Here is a 17876-nt window from a genome sequence, read left to right on the forward strand (position 1 = left end):
CCACGGTCTGTACTGCTGCGAACAGTCAGAAGCCGGCTTTAGGTCCCACCCACCCCTTCGAGTCCTACCATACAAGCTGGCTTGCCGGCGATGGGCTGCGTAGCAGCCCTGATTAAGCTAACTGACTGGCATCAGCCACAAGGGCGGCGTTCACACAGCCGTACGTATCAGAAGCGGTAGGTGAGGGAGGCACCCACACCGTGAGCGCTGTTCTCGTACTTGGCCTGGTAGCTGCCTTTGCTGGCGCTGACCTGGTTGACCTTGGTGTCTTCCTCCCACAGGTAGGAGTAGGCCACGTCGATGGTCATGTCGTCGTTCGGGCTCCAGCCCGCACCCAGGCTGAACACCTTGCGATCGCCGGTCGGGATGCGTGGTGAACGGTCGTGGTTGTTGGTTGGCGACTGGTCGACGGTAAAGCCGGTGCGCAGCACCCACTCCTTGTTCACCTTGTAGGACGCGCCAATGGCGTGGGCCCAGGTGTCATGCCAGTTCTGCTCTTCGCTGATGGTCTCGAACGCCGAACCTGCCAGCGGTGCCGGAACATCGTTCTGCACGGTGATGTCTTCCAGGCGGCTCCAGCGGGTCCAGGTGCTGCCCGCGTAGAGGGTCCATTGGTCGTCGAGCTCATGGGTGACCGAAAGGTCGACCGATTCCGGTGTCTTGATCTTAAGGCTGGCGTCGAACTTGTCGCCGTTGAAGGGGCCGATCAATGGTGTGCTGACACGGGTCTTGCCTTCGAGCTTGTAGTCGACCATGGAGTGGTAGGTCAGGCCTACGCGGGTGCGGTCTGTGGCTTGCACCAGGATACCGATGTTGTAACCGATGGCGGTATCGTCGCCCTTGATCTTCACTTCACCGTCATTGCTGCCCGGGGTGAACGGGTTGATCAGGCTCGAGCCCAGTTCGCCCTTGATGCGGTTGATGGTCGGGCCGAAACCGATCGAAACTTTATCGTTGAAGGCGTAGCTGACGGTGGGCTGGAAGGTGACGACTTCGACGTGGCTCTTTTTACCCCAGTAGCGCGCGGCATCGTCGCTACCGTAGTCGGTTACCAGGCCAAACGGTACATAAACGCCGAAACCGACGCTCCAGTGATCATCGATGGGTTTGACGTAGTAACCCATCGGCACGCCGACTACAGGCACCATGTCACCATCGGTTTCCCCCCCGAGGTTGCTTCCAGGGCCCGAGATATCGGTTTTGGCGATGACGGCTGCGCCGCCCACGGTGAACTGTTCGCGCTTGAGGCGTGACATGCCTGCCGGGTTGCCAAACACGGTACTGGCATCTTCGGCAGAAGAAGAACGTCCCGCGAAACCTGTCCCCATGCTGCTGATGCTCTGTTCATTGAGGGCAAAGCCGGCAGCGAACAGATGGCTGGAAGCGAAAGCCACGGCCAAGCCGAGGGAGGTTTTGAGCATTACTTTTTTCATTATTAGAAACTCCTTGGGATCTCCGGGGCGAAAAGCTACCAACAATTCACGCGCCGCGCCATAGCCTGTATCGCAGGAGATAGAGCGGTTTTGTAGGACAATCCGACCAAAATTCCATTTTTTCCGGCAATGCTGTAGGACGTTTCTTAAGATGCCTGCGGCAATTTCTGAGCAATACACAGATGCCAGGCTTGAGTGAAGTCGCGCAGACGACCTTGGGGGTGAAAAATCTGGCGCCAGATTCGCGCCTGGCCTAGCAGGTCGTCAACGGCAGGCAGGGGTGTGGCTTGAGCCTCGATCAGCATCCAGGCAATGGCGGTGGAGTAGCGCAGGTTGACTGCCAGTTCCAGGTGCGGGCCGCCCAGGAAGGCATGCTGGCTCGCCAGGCCGCGAACCAGGCTGGCCAACTCAGGGTCACGGGCGAGGAAATCGTCCCAGACCGCCCGATGGCGATGCTCGCCGATACGGTACAGGCCGTGGCCACGGCGGTCATGCAGCGCCGAACCGAGTGCCGACTGGCTGGCCGCGATGCCCAGCAAAAGGGCTTCGGCACTGGCGCAATGACGATTGAGGTAGACCAAGGTTGGTCGAATCACATACTGACACAATTCATTCGCCGCAATACCCATGATGCCCTCGAGCAGTAAGGGGCCGACGGGCGTGGGAGCTTGGCAGCTGGTGAGTGATCAGGCCCGCCGGAAGCGGCAAGGGCCGCTCGAGTTGAAGTGTAGTGTGATAATCGTGGTGTAAAGGGCTGTTTTTAAATCGATTGCTGCCTGACGTTCGGCGCTATATGCCCTGCGGCAATTAGGCCAAGAACGATCAGGTAGCTTACCGTTTACTGCATTCAACAGCTGAATGCTACGGTATTCGCCGCTCACGCAGTGAGCGACTGGCGCGTCCGGGCAATGACGGCCTGCAGCGGTTCCGAGCGGCTGTACTGTTCTGGGTACAGGCGTTCGGTGTGGCAGGCAACGCCGTGCTCGTCCACCAGGGTGAAGCTGAAGTTGCCCTTGCGTGGGGCAGTGATAAGGCACTTCAACGGCGAGAAGGCCTGGGAAAGGGTGCCAATGGCAGCCTGAATTTGATGATGAGTTTGCATATTGTTGGATGTTCCTGCTTTAAACACGGGGATTATGATCCGTGCATGATAGAAACGTTCCAGTGACGCCTTTATTAAGGGACGAACGAACCTGACTGGAACAGGGCAGCCAGAGGGGGCGCAATCATAAGGTGGGCGCTTGGGCTGACTGGTAGGTACTTCAGAGGGCAGGCAGCATGCCGGGGCCAAGGTTCTAGGCCATCGGTATGGAATCCTGATCAATCTGTCACGTGATTCGTGCTGAACAGCGCAAGGCTGGTGAGTGAATCATCGAAAGGGCCGGTCCTGGTTTCAGCAGTGTTGCTCTTGGGGGGAGCAGGCCTGCAAGGACGCTTCTGGCCAGAATTGACTTTCAGCTTGGTACTAACGAGGCGCACCTTACCGGAAGCTTGGGTACTTTGCAAGCTTTGTCACATTTCTTCAGGTAAGCCGTGCAGTATGGCGTTTCTTTTGCGTTGTGTGAAGAGGGGGCAAATGGCCCACAACCGGCTGGATGTACCAATTTCGTGCATTCAAATGCAGGTTTTCGGTGCACTTGTTCACATACGAGGCGTGACTTGTAACAGCTTGGCGACACCCCCCGCTAAGCCTGCCAATGCCTTGACTGGCACCTTAAGTCAATGAAAAAAAACACTATTTTTTGCTGGTGAAAAAATCGTCAGTTTGACTGCAAGCCCCGTTTCACGCGGGTTTGCGGGGTGGTTTGGGGGGTTGTCCACCGAGTTATCCACAGGAACTGTGGATTGTCCCGAGCGCTTGCTCTAGGACGGGAGTGCCAGCAAATTACAGAACTGTCCGACAATCATCAGGCAGCGGCAGACCCGCCGGTCATCCACTTGGGAACGTCAAGAAAAGATCATCGAAATTTCTTTCCGGACTCAGAAAATCGTCAGGCCACGACATGAAAAAAAGGGTAGAGTGACGCGCCTTTCGAATTGCCTTCTCTGTTTGTCATGAAATTTCGCGGTAAATCCCCCACCGAACCCGCTGTTTCTTCATCAGCCCCTTCGTCCAAACGCTTTTCATTGAAAGTGGCCCTATGGCTGCTGGACAACCCGCGCCTGGGCGAGAAGCCTCAGGTCAAGCATCTGGCCGGACGCCTGCTCAAACAGCCGGCTCGGGAGGGCGTGGTAGTGGCCCAGAGCCGGTTGGGGCAGATGCTCTGCCGCGATTGCGGCAATTCCCGTGACAGGCGCATCGGTCATGAACTGCTGCGCCAGGCGGCGCGCGCCGGCGACCGCCGTGCGCAACTGGAGTATGCGCGGCTCTGCCAGGCCAGTGAGCCTGGGCAGGCGCAGGAACAAACGGACTGTTAAGCTGCACCTCATTTGCGACAGACTGTTCGGGGTAAGCATGGCAGTGGATCTGACCAGCATTGTGCTGGGCTTGGTGGCAGGCGCCTTGCCTTGCCTTGTTTGGGTCATGCATGTGCAGCGCCGCCAGGCTGCCCGCCAAGGCGAGCGGGCCTTGCTAGAAGAGCGCCTCAATGGGGCCCTGCTGGCGCAGGCGGGCCTACAGGCGCAACTGGATGCCAGCCGGGACGAGGTCAGTGACCTGAGCGAAGCCAACACGCTCAAGCAGGCCCAACTGGCCGCCCAGGGCCGCGAACTCGAGCTGCTGCAGATTGACCGCGACAATGCCCGTGACGCCGCCCACGCCTGGCACCTCGAGCGCGTCAACCGGGAAGCTGAACTGCGTCGCCTGGAGGCCCAGGCAGCACGCCTGGAAGCTGAGCTGCGTGAGCAGCAGGATAGCCATCAGCAGCGCCTTGAAGACCTGCAGGAAGCCCGCGATACCCTGCGTGCGCAGTTCGCCGAGCTGGCCACGAAGATCTTCGACGAACGCGAGCAGCGTTTTGCCCAGACCAGCCAGCAGCACCTGGGTCAGTTGCTCGACCCGCTCAAGGAGCGCATCCAGGCCTTCGAAAAGCGTGTCGAGGAAAGCTACCAGCAGGAAGCCCGTGAGCGCTTTTCGCTGGGCAAGGAACTGGAGCGCCTGCAGCAACTCAACCTGCGCCTGTCCGACGAAGCCACCAACCTTACCCAGGCGCTCAAGGGCCAGAAAACCCAGGGCAACTGGGGTGAGTTGATTCTCGAACGTGTGCTGGAGCATGCCGGGCTGGAAAAGGGCCGCGAGTACCAGACCCAGGTCAGCCTCAAGAGCGCCGATGGCGAGCGCTTCCAGCCAGACGTACTGATCATGTTGCCGGGTGACAAGCAGGTGGTGGTCGATGCCAAGGTCAGCCTCACTGCCTACCAGCAGTTCGTCAGCAGCAATGATGAAAGCGCGCTCAAGCAGCACGTACAGTCGCTGCGCAGCCACGTGAAAGGGCTGTCGAGCAAGGACTACAGCCGCCTGGAAGGCCTGCACAGCCTGGATTTCGTGCTGTTGTTCGTGCCCATCGAGGCCGCGTTCTCGGCAGCCCTGCAGGCCGAGCCGAACCTGTTCCAGGAGGCCTTCGACCGGCAGATCGTGATCGTCAGCCCGACCACTTTGCTCGCTACCCTGAGGGTCATCGACAGCTTATGGAAGCAAGAACGCCAGGGGCAGAACGCCCGCGAGATCGCCGAACGCGCCGGTTGGCTGTATGACAAGTTCGTGCTGTTCATCCAGGACCTTGACGAGCTGGGCAATCGCCTGCAGCAGGTCGACAAGGCCTATGCCGCAGCGCGCAACAAACTCTGTGAAGGGCGTGGCAATCTGGTCAGCCGCAGTGAGCAGCTCAAGCTGCTCGGCGCCCGTGCCAGCAAGAGCCTGCCGGCCGACTTGCTGGAGCGGGCGCTGACGGATGAAAGGTTGCCGGACGAGGCGGTTACTGAACCAGGCTCAGATGGCGATTGAGCAGTGCGCGCAAGGCCGCGGGCTTGACCGGCTTGGCCAGGTAATCGAGGCCGGCGGCATGAACCGTGGCCAAGGTTTCCTTGCTGCCGTCGGCGCTGATCACCACCCCAGGCACCGGCTCGCCCAGGCGGGCGCGTAGCCAGCCCATCAGCCCGGTTCCGGTTTCGCCGTCATCCAGGTGATAGTCCACCAGCGCCAGATGCGGGCGCATGCCTTGCGCCAGCAACGCCTCGCAATCGGCGCGGTTGCGCGCCGTCCACACCTGGCAGCCCCAGCGGCTGAGCAGGCTGTTCATGCCGATCAGGATGCTATCTTCGTTGTCGATGCACAGCACCTGCAGCCCGGCCAGCGGTTGGCTGGCTTGCTCCACCGGTGCGCTCGGCGCAGCTACGGCCTGGCGGGCGATCGGTACGTTGACGCGGAACACGGTGCCTTTGCCGGGCCATGAGCGCACCTGCAGCGTGTGGCCGAGTACCCGGCACAGGCCATCGGCAATCGCCAGGCCCAGCCCCAGGCCCTTTTCGGCGCGGGTCTGGTGGCTGTCCAGGCGCTTGAACTCCTGGAAGATCACCTGCAGCTTGTCGTCGGCGATGCCCGGGCCGCGGTCCCACACCTCCAGCCACAGCCGTTCGCCCTGGCGCCGGGCGCCCAGCAGGATCGGGCTCTTGCCGTAACGCAGGGCGTTGGTAAGGAAGTTCTGCAGCACCCGGCGTAGCAGCCTCATGTCACTGTCGATGCGCAGGCGGCTACCGCGCAAGCGGAACTCCAGCCCCTTCTCGGCGGCCAGGACCTTGAACTCGGCACCCAGCGTATCGAACAGCTCATTCAGGGCGAACGGCTTGATGTCGGGGGTGATCTTGCCGTTTTCCAGGCGCGAGATATCCAGCAGGTCGCTGATCAGCTCTTCGGCCGAACGCAGCGAGCTGTCCATGTGCTGCACCAACTGTTGGGCCTCGTCGTTCATGCCCTCGGCCTGCTGCGACAAGGCGGCGGAGAACAGGCGCGCGGCGTTGAGCGGTTGCATCAGGTCATGGCTGACCGCTGCCAGGAAGCGGGTCTTGGACTTGCTGACCGCTTCGGCCTGGCTTTTGGCCTCCGACAGGGCCTGGTTCAGTTGCGACAGCTCGTGGGTGCGTTCGGCCACCCGCTGTTCAAGGCGCTCGTTGGCATCGCGCAACGCCTGTTCGGCCTCGCGGAATGGGGTGATGTCGGTGAAGCTCATCACAAAGCCGCCCCCGGGCATCGGGTTGCCGATCAGTTCGATCACCCGGCCATTGGGGAACAGCCGCTCGGACGAATGCGCACGGCCTTGGCGCATCCAGTGCAGGCGCCGCGCCACATGCACCTGTGCCTCGCCAGGGCCGCACAGGCCGCGTTCAGCGTTGTAGCGGATGATGTCGGCGATCGGCCGGCCCACGCTGATCAATCCGTCGGGGTAGTTGAACAGCTCCAGGTAGCGACGGTTCCAGGCCACCAGATGCAGGTTCTGGTCGACCACACTGATGCCCTGGTTGATGTTCTCGATGGCGCCTTGCAGCAGCGCGCGGTTGAACTGCAGCACTTCGCTGGCTTCGTCGGCGATTCGCACGACGTCTTCAAGCTGCATGTCGCGGCCTTCGATGGCCGCTTTGACCACTGCGCGGGTCGAGGAGCTGCCGAGCACCCCGGCGAGCAGGCGCTCGGTGTGTTCGATCCAGTCGCCGTCAGCGTTCTGGTTGGGGTTGAAGCCTTTGCCCTGGCGATAGGCAAAGCGGATGAAGCTTTGCCGGGCACGTTCCTCACCGACAAAGCGTGAGGCCAGCGTCAGCAGGTCATCGATTTGCACCGCCAGCAGCGGTTTGCCGTTGGGGCGGGCACTGGTCTGCTGGCCGATGAAGCGCCCGGCCTGCCAGTGCTCCGACACGCGCGTGCGTGACAGCATCGAGACCCAGGCGAACAACGTGAAGTTGCCCGCCAGTGACAGCACCACGCCCTGGGTGAGCGGCGTGATCGGCAGGCCCAGCGGGTTGCCGTGCAGCCACGCCAGGCCCGGGAACAGCTGCAGCGACCAGCCCAGGCTGTGGGCGGCGATCGGCAGCACCAGGGTGTAGAACCACAGGAAGATACCCGCTGCGAGGCCGGCGAACACGCCACGGCGGTTGGCTTGCTTCCAGTACAGCGCACCGAGCATGGCTGGAGTGAGTTGGGTCACGGCGGCGAAGGCAATCTGGCCGATGGTTGCAAGGCTTGCGGTAGAGCCAAGCAGGCGATAGCTGACATAGGCCAGCAGCAGGATGACCACGATGGTCACCCGGCGCACCGACAGCATCCAGTGGCGGAACACCTCGAAGGGCCGCTCGGCGTTATTGCGGCGCAACAGCCACGGCAGCAGCATGTCATTGGAAACCATGGTCGACAACGCCACGGCCTCGACGATGACCATGCCGGTGGCGGCCGAGGCACCGCCGATGAAGGCCAGCAAGGCCAGGCTCGGGTGCGCTTCGGCCAACGGCAGGCTGATCACGAAGGAGTCGGAAATCACCGCACCTGGCAGCAGCATTTGCCCGGCCAAGGCAATGGGCACCACGAACAGCGCGGCCAGGGCCAGGTACATCGGGAACACCCAGCGCGCCAGGCGCATGTCCTGTGGCTCGATGTTCTCCACCACGGTCACGTGGAACTGCCGGGGCAAGCAGATGATCGCCATCATCGCCACGGCGGTCTGCACCACCATCGATGGCCAGTTGATCGTCTCCTGCCAGTAGCTGTCCAGCAGCACCGACTGGCGTGCCTGGGTGAACAGGTCGTCAAACCCGTCGTACAGGTTGAACACCACGAACACGCCGACGGCGAGGAAGGCCAGCAACTTGATCAGCGACTCGAACGCGATGGCAAGGACCATGCCGCGGTGGTGTTCGGTCACGTCGAGGCTGCGCGTGCCAAAGACGATGGCGAACAGCGCCAGTACCAGCGACACCACCAGCGCGGTGTCCTGTACGCGGGTGCCGGTGGCGTCGGCATTCGCGCCGATCAGCAGGTTGACACCGAGCACGATGCCTTTGAGCTGCAAAGCGATGTAGGGCAGCACCCCGACCAGGCAGATCAGCGCCACCACTACGGCCAGGGTCTGCGACTTGCCGTAGCGCGCAGCGATGAAGTCGGCGATCGAGGTGATGTTCTGCTGCTTGCTGATCAGCACCATCTTCTGCAGCACCCAGGGTGCGAAGATCAGCAGCAGGATCGGGCCCAGGTAGATCGGCAGGAACGCCCAAAGTTGCTCGGCCGCCTGGCCGACCGCACCGAAGAAAGTCCAGCTGGTGCAGTACACCGCCAGTGACAGGCTATACACCCAGGCGCGCAGCCGAGGCGGCAATGGTGTGCTGCGGCGGTCGCCGTAGAAGGCGATGGCGAACATGACGGCCATGTAGGCCAGGGCGACCAGGGCGATCAGCCCGCTGGACAACGACATGAAGACTCCGGAGCAAAAAAAGTAACGCGGTCCCGATCAGTCAGTCTGGCACGCAGGCGGGGGTTCGTCAGCGCCGACGATGGTCGCAGTGGCGCGTCGTCGCAGGCCAGGGCACATGAACCTTTGCCGATGCCCGGCATCGCCTCACGAAATATCGATCTGGTAGCGGAAGCCTTCTGCTGCTGCCTGGGAAACGCGGTACTCCAGCGGGTTGCGGTCGTAACCCAGGGCCGTGCGCTGAATGACCACCACGGGCGCACCTTCCCTGATTGCCAGGTGGCCGGCACTGGCGGAATCGGCAGTACCGACTGTCAGTGTTTCCTTGGCCGAGGCTACGCACTGGCCACAGTGGGACTCGTAGAAAGGGTAGAGCAGGTCGCCGAAGGCGTCTGCATCAATATCCAGCAGGGCCATGAAACGCGCAGCCGGTAGCCAGATCTGCTCATGGAACAGCGGGCGGCCATCTACCAGGCGCAGGCGCTCGAGCCAGATGACCTGTTCTGCGTTGTCCAGCCCGAGGGCTGCGCTGACTTCAGCCGGCGGCTCGCGCAACTGCCTGTCCAGTATGCGGCTGATCGGCACCAGGCGCTGGCCGGTCGAATCCACCTGTCGGAAAAACCGAAACAGTGAACCCTCGAAGTCAGGGCGTCTCACGAAGGTGCCTCGGCCCTGGCTGCGCAACAACAGACCTTCATTGACCAAGGTGTCGACCGCCTTGCGCACAGTGCCGATGGCGACACCGTAGAGGCGGGTCAGCTCCGTTTCAGTAGGTATCGGTGCACCCGGTAGCCATTGCCCGGCGGCGATCCTGGCGAGGATTTCTTCCCGTACTTGCTGATAAAGCGGTAGGCGCGGGTCTTGTCCGAGAATCCCGTTACTCATTGTGCGAAGGGTCCATGGCTGATGAGTTGGCACTACTTTACCACCCGGGGCTCGATTGACAGAGTCGGTCGACTGAAGATATGGTCATATATTCATATATATGACTGCATGTTTGTATAACAACACAGCGCTTCAGCTGCCATAACAATCGACCAGGGTTCGCTTCATGACCAACCCCTATCTGCCCGCCATCACCGGCGTCGATACCCATGCCCATATCTTTCGCCAAGACTTGCCGATGGTGGCCAACCGTCGCTATAGCCCGCACTACGATGCACTGATCGAACAGTACCTCGATCACCTGGATCAGCACGGCCTGTCCCATGGCGTCCTCATCCAGCCCAGTTTTCTGGGTACCGACAACAGCTTCATGGTCCAGGCCCTGCGCCGTTTTCCTGAGCGCCTGCGCGCTGTGGCGGTCGTCGATGCGACGGTCAGCGATCAGCAGCTGGATGCGCTGGGTGACGTTGGGGTGGTGGGCATCCGCCTGAACCTGATCGGCAAGCACCTGGCAGACTATGCCGGGCCCGAGTGGACCGCATTGTTCAAACGCCTGGCTGCGCGCGGCTGGCAGGTGGAAATCCAGCGTGGTTTCGATGACCTGGCATTGATCGTGCCGGCGATCCTCGCCTGTGGCGTGGATGTGGTGGTCGATCATTTTGGTCTGCCTGGCGAAGGGATCGACCCGCGAAAGGACAGCCACCGCACCTTCCTTCACCTGCTCGGCGAACCGAAGCTGTGGCTGAAACTGTCTGCCGGTTATCGCAGCCAGACCGATCTGGCCAAAGCGCAGGTACTGCTGGCGCGGATACGGCAAGCGGCGGGTGGCCTGGATCGCTTGCTGTGGGGTAGCGACTGGCCCAATACCCAGTTCGAATGCCAGACCAGCTACGCCGATCAGTATGCCTTCTTCGAAGCGCTGCTCCCCGATGCGGGCGAGCGTGCTCAGGTGCTGAGACTCAACCCGGCGAAGCTGTTCGGCTTCGACCGTTCGCGCTGATACTTACACAATAACAACAGGACACTTTCAACATGATGAGCATGCTCGTCGTCGCGGCCATCGTCGTCGCCGTGGCCCTCGGTTACAAGACCAAGATCAACATCGGCCTTTTCGCCATCGCCTTTGCCTATCTGATCGGTTGTTTCGGCATGGGCCTGAGCCCTTCGGAGGTCATCGGCCTGTGGCCGCTCAAGATCTTCTTCGTGATCTTCTCGGTCTGCCTGTTCTATAGCTTCGCCACGGTCAATGGCACCTTGGAGAAGCTGGCCGAGCACCTTATCTACCGCTGCCGGGCAGTGCCGCAGTTGCTGCCGTTCGCCGTGTTCTTCGCCGCCACCGTGATCGCCGCGATGGGGGCGGGGTACTACACCGTGCTGGCGTTCATGGCGCCGATTACCCTGCTGCTGTGCGAGCGTACCCGCATGAGCCTGATCGTCGGCGGCATGGCCGTGAACTATGGCGCGCTCAGCGGGGCCAACTTCATGTCCAGCCAGAGCGGCATCATCTTCCGTGGGCTGATGACCAACGCCGGCGTGAGTGACAACCAGGCCTTCATCAACGCTGCCGGTATCTTCGTCAGCACCTTGGTCATCCCATTGCTGGTGATCGGGGTATTCGTCTTCCTTACCGGCCATGGCCGCGCGTTGAAGGCTTCGGCCGTTGCTGTCGATGCGCCAGCGGCGCTCAACAGCCAGCAGCGAACCACGTTGTGGCTGACCCTGGCGATGATGCTGATGGTACTGGCTGCGCCGGTGGCCAGCATCGCCCTGCCGGGCAATGCCACGGTAGCCTTCATCAACGCCAAGGTGGACATCGGCCTGATCGCCAGCCTGTTCTCGGTGATCGCCCTGTTGCTCAAGCTCGGTGACGAACGCAAGGCCATGGCGACCGTGCCCTGGGGCACGCTGATCATGATCTGTGGTGTGGGCATGCTGATTTCCGTGGCGATCAAGGCCGGCACCATCGACATCCTCGCCTCCTGGATCGGCACCAGCATCCCGCCAATCATGGTGCCGGTGGTATTCGGTGCGGTGGCGGCATTCATGTCCATCTTCTCCAGCACCCTGGGCGTCGTGACGCCGGCCCTGTTCCCCATGGTGCTGCCGATTGCACAGAGCATGGGTATCGAGCCCATGATCCTGTTCATTGCCATCGTTGCGGGTGCGCAAGCCACCTCGATCTCGCCGTTCTCCTCCGGCGGCAGCCTGATTCTGGGCTCCTGCAACAATGAGCAGAGCCGCACGTCGCTGTTCCCGCAGTTGCTGTTCAAGGCGGCGCCCATCGGCTTCGTGGCGGCGCTGGCGTTCAATGTGCTGCTGACCTTCGTGCTCTGACGTTCAAAAGCATGAAAAAAACCGCAGCCTGGCTGCGGTTTTTTCATGCCTGTCGTTGCAGTGACTAGAACCGGAACCGGCTGATCATCTGCTGCAACTGCCCACCCAGGCGCGCCAGCTCGACACTGGAGGCGGACGTCTGCTGGCTGGCCTGCGCCGTCTGCTCGGAAATATCTCTCACCGTCACCACGCTACGGCTGATCTCTTCGGCCACCGCGCTCTGCTGCTCGGACGCCGCAGCGATCTGCTGGTTCATCGATTGAATCCCCGAAACGCGTTGGGTTATGCCTTCCAGCGCTACCCCGGCTTCACGCACCAGCGCCACGCTGCTCTGGGTCAGGCTCTGGCTTTCGTCCATCAGTTCGCTCACTGAACGGGTGCCTTCCTCCAGGCTACCGATGGCCGACTCGATCTCCAGGGTCGACGCCTGGGTACGCTGCGCCAGGCTGCGCACTTCATCGGCCACCACGGCAAAGCCACGGCCAGCCTCGCCAGCGCGGGCTGCTTCGATCGCAGCATTGAGCGCCAGCAGGTTGGTCTGCTCCGCCACTGCCTTGATAACGTCCATGACCTTGCCGATACGCTGGCTCTCGTTGCGTAGCGCGCCCATGGCTTGGCCTGTGGCGTCCACCTGGTTGGCCAGCCGGCCGATCTGCGCGACGGCGCGGTTGGCCACACTTTCCCCTTCGCGTGCTTCCTCGTCCGTGGCACTGGCGGCCTGCGAGGCCTCACCGGCATTGCGCGCCACTTCGTGTACGGTGGCGGCCATTTCCTGCATGGCCGTGGCAACCTGATCGGTTTCCACTTTCTGGCTGCTGGCGCCGGCGCTGGTCTGCTCGGTGATGGCCGAGAGTTCTTCGGTGGCACTGGCAATCTGCGAAATACCGTCGCGCACCTGCGCGATCAAATCGCGCAGGTTGCCGGTCATGCCCTGCAAGGCATTCTGCAACTGGCCGACTTCGTCGCGGCGGCGGCTGGCCGGTTGCTCGCTGAGATCTCCGGCGGCTACCTGCTGCATGGCACGCAAAGCCTGCTGCAGCGGAGCGCTTATCTGGCGGGCGATGATGAGCGCGGCGAAGATGCCCATGAGCAGCGCCAGCAGCGTGGTGAAGATCTGCAGGTTCTTGGCGAACTGGCTGTCGCTGCCCACCGACACTGCCTGGGCGTCGAGCAGTTCACCGATCAGGCCTGTGAGCGTGTTTATGTCGCTGGCCATGGCGTTGCGGCACGCGACCAGCTTGCTCACTTCACCACGGAAAGCTTCGACCGCCTCGGCATAGGCGCGAACCTGCTGGTTCAGGGTGGCGAACTGTGCGTCGAAGCTGCCATTGAAACGCGCCACCAGGCCTGGCAGCTCGTTCACCGTGGTGGCGATCTGTGCGTTCATCAGTTTTTCGGTGTCGGCGTTGGTGTTACCGGTGTAGCCGCGTACGTGGTAGCGAAGCAGGATCAGGTTCTCGCGGATCTGGTTGATCGCTTCGCTGCGTACAACGCGTTGCTCGGCATCGGGCAGGGCGCGTACCTGGGTGCGAATGGTCTCGATGCTGGCGAACGAACGGGTGGCAAGGGCGCCCATTTCCTTTTGTGCAGCGCGCATTTTCTGGTACGACTGGAAGCTCTGCGCCTGGTTGGCGGCATACCCGCGAAGGGTCTGCTCGGCCTTGTCGATCAACGCCAGGCTCTGTGGCTTGACCAAGGTCCCGCGCAGCTTCGCCAGCGGCGTCTGGAACGGTTCAAGCGCGCCCTGTAACGCCTTGCCTTCGTTTTCTGCGCCATTGGCGATGGCGTGGCGCAGGCGCGCCTCACGCAGGTCGCCCAAGGCATCGTTGAGGCGCGACACCTCACTGACCACCTCGCTGCGGCGTACCAGGCTGCCCATGCCTTCCCAGCTGATCAGCGACTGGAGCAAGGTCAGGCCCAGCACCAGGCCGAAACCGAGGAAGAGTTTGTGGGCGATCCTGAGGTCGCCTATCCAGGTAAGCATGCTGCTGAGCTCCTTTTCTTGTGCGTTGGAGGAGACCGGAGGTCCATTCCTTCTGTTAGATACAGTCATCTATATGTTTAATCGGCAGATGTAACAAAATCTGAACACTGATATCAAGAAGATTGGCGTCAAAATGCCATCATTTGGCGCGGCGGGCGGTGTGCCGGCGTGCCTGGCTTGCCAGTAGCAGGCGTTCCCGTGCAAATTTGTGGCTTATTGCGGCCTGCGTGCCTCAAATGACAAAAGCCCCTCAGGGAACAAGGACGATGAGTCATTCCTCGCAATTCACCTTGCTCGGCAAGCGGCGCTTCCTGCCGTTTTTCATCACTCAGTCGCTGGGTGCCTTCAACGACAACCTGTTCAAGCAGTCGCTGATCCTGGCGATCCTGTTCAAGCTCAGCCTTGGCGACGGGGACCGCTCGATCTGGGTCAATCTCTGCGCGCTGCTGTTCATCCTGCCGTTCTTCCTGTTTTCGGCTCTGGGCGGGCAGTTTGGCGAGAAGTTCGCCAAGGACGCCTTGATCCGCGCGATCAAGCTGGCCGAAATTGCCATCATGGCCATCGGCGCGCTCGGCTTCGTCAGCGATAACCTGCTGCTGATGCTGGTGGCGCTGTTCGGCATGGGCACTCATTCGGCGCTGTTCGGCCCGGTGAAGTATTCGATCCTGCCCCAGGCCCTGCGTGAAGAAGAGTTGGTGGGTGGCAACGGCCTGGTGGAGATGGGCACCTTCCTCGCCATTCTCGCCGGCACCATCGGCGCCGGGGTGATGATGGCCAGCGACAGCTATGCCACGGTGGTGGCGGGCGGGGTGGTGGGCACCGCAGTGCTGGGTTACTTGGCCAGCCGCTGGATCCCGCGTGCGGCGGCCGTGTCACCGCAAATGCCACTGGACTGGAACATCTTCAAGCAGTCGTGGGTGATCCTGCGCATGGGGCTGGGGCAACCGCCGGCAGTGTCGCGTTCTATCGTCGGCAACTCGTGGTTCTGGTTCGTCGGCGCCATTTACCTGACCCAGATCCCGGCCTATGCCAAGGACTGGCTGCATGGTGACGGCACGGTGGTGACCCTGGTCCTGACCCTGTTCTCTGTGGGTATCGCCCTGGGCTCGTTATTGTGTGAGCGGCTCAGTGGGCGCAAGGTCGAGATCGGCCTGGTGCCCTTCGGTTCGTTCGGCCTGACGTTGTTCGGGCTGCTCTGGTGGTGGCACTCCGGTGATGTGCCGGCCGGCGCAGCACCGCATGACTGGCTGACCCTGCTGGGCATGAGCCAGGCCTGGTGGATCCTGTTGTCGATCGTCGGCCTTGGGGTATTCGGCGGCTTCTATATCGTGCCGCTGTATGCGCTGATCCAGGCGCGCACCGCCGAGGACCAGCGTGCCCGGGTGATCGCGGCCAACAATATTCTCAATGCCTTGTTCATGGTGGTGTCGGCGCTCCTCACCATCGTCCTGCTGGGCCTTGCGGACCTGAGCATCCCGCAACTGTTCCTGGTGGTGTCGCTGCTCAATATCCTGGTCAACGCTTATATCTTCAGGATCGTGCCTGAGTTCACCATGCGCTTTTTGATCTGGTTGTTGAGCCACTCGATGTACCGCGTGGAGCATCGCGACCTCGAACGCATCCCCGACGAAGGCGCAGCGCTGCTGGTGTGCAACCATGTGTCATTCGTTGACGCGCTGCTGCTCGGCGGGGCGATCCGCCGCCCGATCCGGTTCGTGATGTACTACAAGATCTACAACCTGCCGGTGCTCAATTTCGTGTTCCGCACCGCAGGTGCCATCCCGATTGCCGGGCGCAATGAGGACCAGGCCACTTACGAGCGCGCGTTCGCCCGTATCGCCGAGTACCTGGCGGCGGGGGAGGTGGTGTGCATTTTCCCGGAAGGCAAGCTGACCGGCGATGGCGAGATCGATGTGTTCCGCGGTGGTGTCAGCCGCATTCTTCAAGAAACCCCGGTGCCGGTGATTCCCTTGGCGCTGCAGGGGCTGTGGGGCAGCTTCTTCAGCCGCGATCCGGGCAAGGGGTTCTTCAAGCGCTTGTGGTCGCGGGTGACCATCGTCGCCGGAGCTTCCATCCCGGTGGAGGTGGCGCAGCCTGAGTTGCTGCGCGAGCAGGTCAGCCGCTTGCGCGGCGACCTGCGTTAGGCGTAAGCCGTCAGCTGGCGCTGACTTTCAGGCCGATCAGGCCGGTAACGATCAGCGCCACACTGACCAGCCGCACCAGGGCCATGGATTCACCGAACAGGATGATCCCGGCGATCACTGTGCCGACGGCACCCACGCCGGTCCAGATGGCATAGGCGGTACCCAGCGGCAGCTCTTTCATGGCCAGGCCCAGCAGGCCCAGGCTGATGACCATGGCGCCGACGGTAAGCACGGTGGGGAGCGGGCGGGTGAAACCGTCGGTGTATTTGAGGCCGACAGCCCAGCCGACTTCGAACAGGCCGGCGAAGAACAGGATGATCCAGGACATGAGTGAGTCTCCATCGTTTCAATGATGGGGCCGTCCCCGGAGTGGTCACGCAGTGCGTCGTGAGGTCGTCCTCACCGTGGGCATGATAGTGCAGCTGCAAGCTGCAAGCAGTACGGCGTCGTATTGGGCGCCGCTGTACCGCTTTTGATTTTTCTTGCAGCTTGCAGCTCCAAGCTGCGTCAGACCCCTTGCGGAATCTCTTCGCCGCCCAGCGCTTCGAACAGCACCGGCAGGAATTCGCTGAAGGTCATCATCATCAGCAGGAAGCTGGCATCGAACTGCTGCGCCGCTTCATCGCCGCCATCCTGTTCGGCCTGCTCCTGCAGCAACTCCTCGAACTTCAGGCGCTTGATCACCATCTTGTCGTCGAGCACGAAAGACAGCTTGTCCTGCCAGGCCAGGGCCAGTTGGGTAACCACTTTGCCGGTGCTCAGGTGCAGCTGGATTTCCTCGCCGGTCAGATCCTGGCGTTTGCAACGCACGATACCGCCATCTTCAGCGGTGTCGCGCAACTCGCACTCATCCAGCACATAGAAACCTTCGGCAGCCTTCTGCGACTTGACCCAGTCGGTCATGGTCGCCGTCGGTGCGATCTTAACCGTGGCAGGCCGTACCGGCAGCGAGCCCATCACCTCACGCAGGGTCGACAGCAGGTCTTCGGCGCGCTTGGCGCTGGCCGAGTTGACCAGGATCATGCCCATGCGCGGGGCGATGGCGGCAAAGATCATCGAGCGGCGGATGAACGCGCGTGGCAAGAAGGCCTGGATGATCTCGTCCTTGATCTGGTCGCGTTCCTTTTTATAGACCTTGCGCATCTGCTCGGTCTCGATCTCTTCGACCTTCTCTTTGACAGCATCGTTTACGACGCTGCTTGGCAGGATGCGTTCTTCCTTGCGCGCGGCAATCAGCAGGAACTCGCCGCTGACGTGCACCAGGGGAGCGTCTTCGCCTTTGCCGAACGGCGCGACGAAACCATAAGTGGTCAGCTCCTGGCTGGCGCAGGGGCGGGCCGGCTTGCTGGCCAGGGCGGCCTCCAGTGCTTCAGCCTCGAACGGGACATCCTGGGTCAGGCGGTAGGTCAGCAGGTTCTTGAACCACATGAGGGTGAGTCTCTCCTTAATGCATAAGGGGGGCATTATTCTCCGTGCAGCCGTTCCAGGCCAGCCCTGTCATTGGGCCAGCAGCCATATAAAAGAAAGAAACCGTAGACGGCGCTAGGTCTTTGAAAGGCCTGAGAATTTTTTTTAGAAAAGTTGAAAAATGTGCTTGCCAGGGTGGCGGTCCATCCGTAGAATGCGCGCCACACCGAGACGAAGGGTGATTAGCTCAGCCGGGAGAGCATCTGCCTTACAAGCAGAGGGTCGGCGGTTCGATCCCGTC

General features: G+C 61.7%; 13 protein-coding genes. 5 read left to right on the top strand and 8 right to left on the bottom strand.

All coding sequences use genetic code 11. The features are described 5' to 3' along the window. Nucleotides 1–167: 167 nt before the first annotated feature. The 3 genes from ACW4TB_RS27020 to ACW4TB_RS27030 form a co-directional block, all read right to left on the bottom strand. Nucleotides 168–1433, bottom strand: coding sequence for an OmpP1/FadL family transporter (locus ACW4TB_RS27020; RefSeq protein ID WP_012313160.1), 1266 nt, complete (start codon nt 1431–1433; stop codon nt 168–170). A gap of 146 nt (nt 1434–1579) precedes the next feature. Next, nucleotides 1580–2029: a hypothetical protein gene (locus ACW4TB_RS27025; RefSeq protein ID WP_196997617.1), complete on the bottom strand. Its 450-nt coding sequence runs from the start codon at nt 2027–2029 to the stop codon at nt 1580–1582. A 281-nt stretch (nt 2030–2310) separates the two neighbouring features. Continuing rightward, a complete protein-coding gene (locus ACW4TB_RS27030) occupies nt 2311–2535 on the bottom strand; it encodes a hypothetical protein (protein WP_012313162.1) in 225 nt (74 codons plus the stop codon). Nucleotides 2536–3560: 1025 nt separating this feature from the next. On the opposite strand from ACW4TB_RS27030, the gene ACW4TB_RS27035 reads away from it, so the two are divergent. Together ACW4TB_RS27035 and rmuC are read left to right on the top strand one after the other, a co-directional pair. Further along, a complete protein-coding gene (locus tag ACW4TB_RS27035; protein WP_012313163.1) occupies nt 3561–3851 on the top strand; it encodes a sel1 repeat family protein in 291 nt (96 codons plus the stop codon). Nucleotides 3852–3888: 37 nt separating this feature from the next. Beyond that, nucleotides 3889–5376 carry a DNA recombination protein RmuC gene (gene rmuC / locus ACW4TB_RS27040; RefSeq protein ID WP_012313164.1) on the top strand — a complete coding sequence of 496 codons (1488 nt, stop codon included), beginning with the start codon at nt 3889–3891 and terminating at the stop codon, nt 5374–5376. On the opposite strand, the gene ACW4TB_RS27045 is transcribed toward rmuC, so the two are convergent. Together ACW4TB_RS27045 and ACW4TB_RS27050 are read right to left on the bottom strand one after the other, a co-directional pair. Next, nucleotides 5348–8824, bottom strand: a complete 3477-nt coding sequence (locus ACW4TB_RS27045) for a hybrid sensor histidine kinase/response regulator (RefSeq protein WP_254467268.1) — start codon at nt 8822–8824, stop codon at nt 5348–5350. The two genes, rmuC and ACW4TB_RS27045, sit on opposite strands and share 29 nt — an antisense overlap. A 144-nt stretch (nt 8825–8968) precedes the next feature. Then, nucleotides 8969–9706 (bottom strand): GntR family transcriptional regulator, encoded by a 738-nt coding sequence (locus ACW4TB_RS27050; protein WP_254467269.1) that lies wholly within the window; start codon nt 9704–9706, stop codon nt 8969–8971. 166 nt (nt 9707–9872) lie between these two features. Here ACW4TB_RS27050 and ACW4TB_RS27055 point away from each other — a divergent pair, with 166 nt between their 5' ends. Then, the gene (locus ACW4TB_RS27055; protein ID WP_254467270.1) at nt 9873–10706 is read left to right on the top strand and encodes an amidohydrolase family protein; all 834 of its coding nucleotides are present in this window, start codon (nt 9873–9875) and stop codon (nt 10704–10706) included. Nucleotides 10707–10738: 32 nt separating this feature from the next. Next, nucleotides 10739–12040, top strand: coding sequence for an SLC13 family permease (locus tag ACW4TB_RS27060; protein ID WP_012313168.1), 1302 nt, complete (start codon nt 10739–10741; stop codon nt 12038–12040). Between the two features lie 64 nt (nt 12041–12104). On the opposite strand, the gene ACW4TB_RS27065 is transcribed toward ACW4TB_RS27060, so the two are convergent. Further along, on the bottom strand, nt 12105–14024 hold the full coding sequence (locus ACW4TB_RS27065) for a methyl-accepting chemotaxis protein (protein ID WP_455843123.1): 1920 nt from the start codon (nt 14022–14024) through the stop codon (nt 12105–12107). 266 nt (nt 14025–14290) lie between these two features. On the opposite strand from ACW4TB_RS27065, the gene ACW4TB_RS27070 reads away from it, so the two are divergent. Next, entirely contained in the window at nt 14291–16168 is a 1878-nt protein-coding gene (locus tag ACW4TB_RS27070; protein WP_012313170.1) for a 1-acyl-sn-glycerol-3-phosphate acyltransferase, read from the top strand. A gap of 10 nt (nt 16169–16178) precedes the next feature. Here the strand turns inward: ACW4TB_RS27070 and sugE are convergent, their stop codons facing one another. Together sugE and rdgC are read right to left on the bottom strand one after the other, a co-directional pair. After that, the gene (gene sugE, locus ACW4TB_RS27075) at nt 16179–16496 is read right to left on the bottom strand and encodes a quaternary ammonium compound efflux SMR transporter SugE (RefSeq protein WP_012313171.1); all 318 of its coding nucleotides are present in this window, start codon (nt 16494–16496) and stop codon (nt 16179–16181) included. 179 nt (nt 16497–16675) lie between these two features. Further along, nucleotides 16676–17596 (bottom strand): recombination-associated protein RdgC, encoded by a 921-nt coding sequence (gene rdgC, locus ACW4TB_RS27080; protein ID WP_279931407.1) that lies wholly within the window; start codon nt 17594–17596, stop codon nt 16676–16678. Nucleotides 17597–17876: the final 280 nt, after the last annotated feature.

Source organism: Lelliottia jeotgali (assembly GCF_977070485.1).

Excerpts from the sequence above, each read along its gene's own strand:
- ACW4TB_RS27020 (WP_012313160.1), bottom strand. The coding sequence starts at position 1,433 with ATGAAAAAAGTAATGCTCAAAACCTCCCTCGGCTTGGCCGTGGCTTTC.
- sugE (WP_012313171.1), bottom strand. The coding sequence starts at position 16,496 with ATGTCCTGGATCATCCTGTTCTTCGCCGGCCTGTTCGAAGTCGGCTGG.
- rmuC (WP_012313164.1), top strand. The coding sequence starts at position 3,889 with ATGGCAGTGGATCTGACCAGCATTGTGCTGGGCTTGGTGGCAGGCGCC.
- ACW4TB_RS27070 (WP_012313170.1), top strand. The coding sequence starts at position 14,291 with ATGAGTCATTCCTCGCAATTCACCTTGCTCGGCAAGCGGCGCTTCCTG.
- ACW4TB_RS27050 (WP_254467269.1), bottom strand. The coding sequence starts at position 9,706 with ATGAGTAACGGGATTCTCGGACAAGACCCGCGCCTACCGCTTTATCAG.
- rdgC (WP_279931407.1), bottom strand. The coding sequence starts at position 17,596 with ATGTGGTTCAAGAACCTGCTGACCTACCGCCTGACCCAGGATGTCCCG.
- ACW4TB_RS27065 (WP_455843123.1), bottom strand. The coding sequence starts at position 14,024 with ATGCTTACCTGGATAGGCGACCTCAGGATCGCCCACAAACTCTTCCTC.
- ACW4TB_RS27055 (WP_254467270.1), top strand. The coding sequence starts at position 9,873 with ATGACCAACCCCTATCTGCCCGCCATCACCGGCGTCGATACCCATGCC.
- ACW4TB_RS27030 (WP_012313162.1), bottom strand. The coding sequence starts at position 2,535 with ATGCAAACTCATCATCAAATTCAGGCTGCCATTGGCACCCTTTCCCAG.
- ACW4TB_RS27060 (WP_012313168.1), top strand. The coding sequence starts at position 10,739 with ATGATGAGCATGCTCGTCGTCGCGGCCATCGTCGTCGCCGTGGCCCTC.
- ACW4TB_RS27045 (WP_254467268.1), bottom strand. The coding sequence starts at position 8,824 with ATGTCGTTGTCCAGCGGGCTGATCGCCCTGGTCGCCCTGGCCTACATG.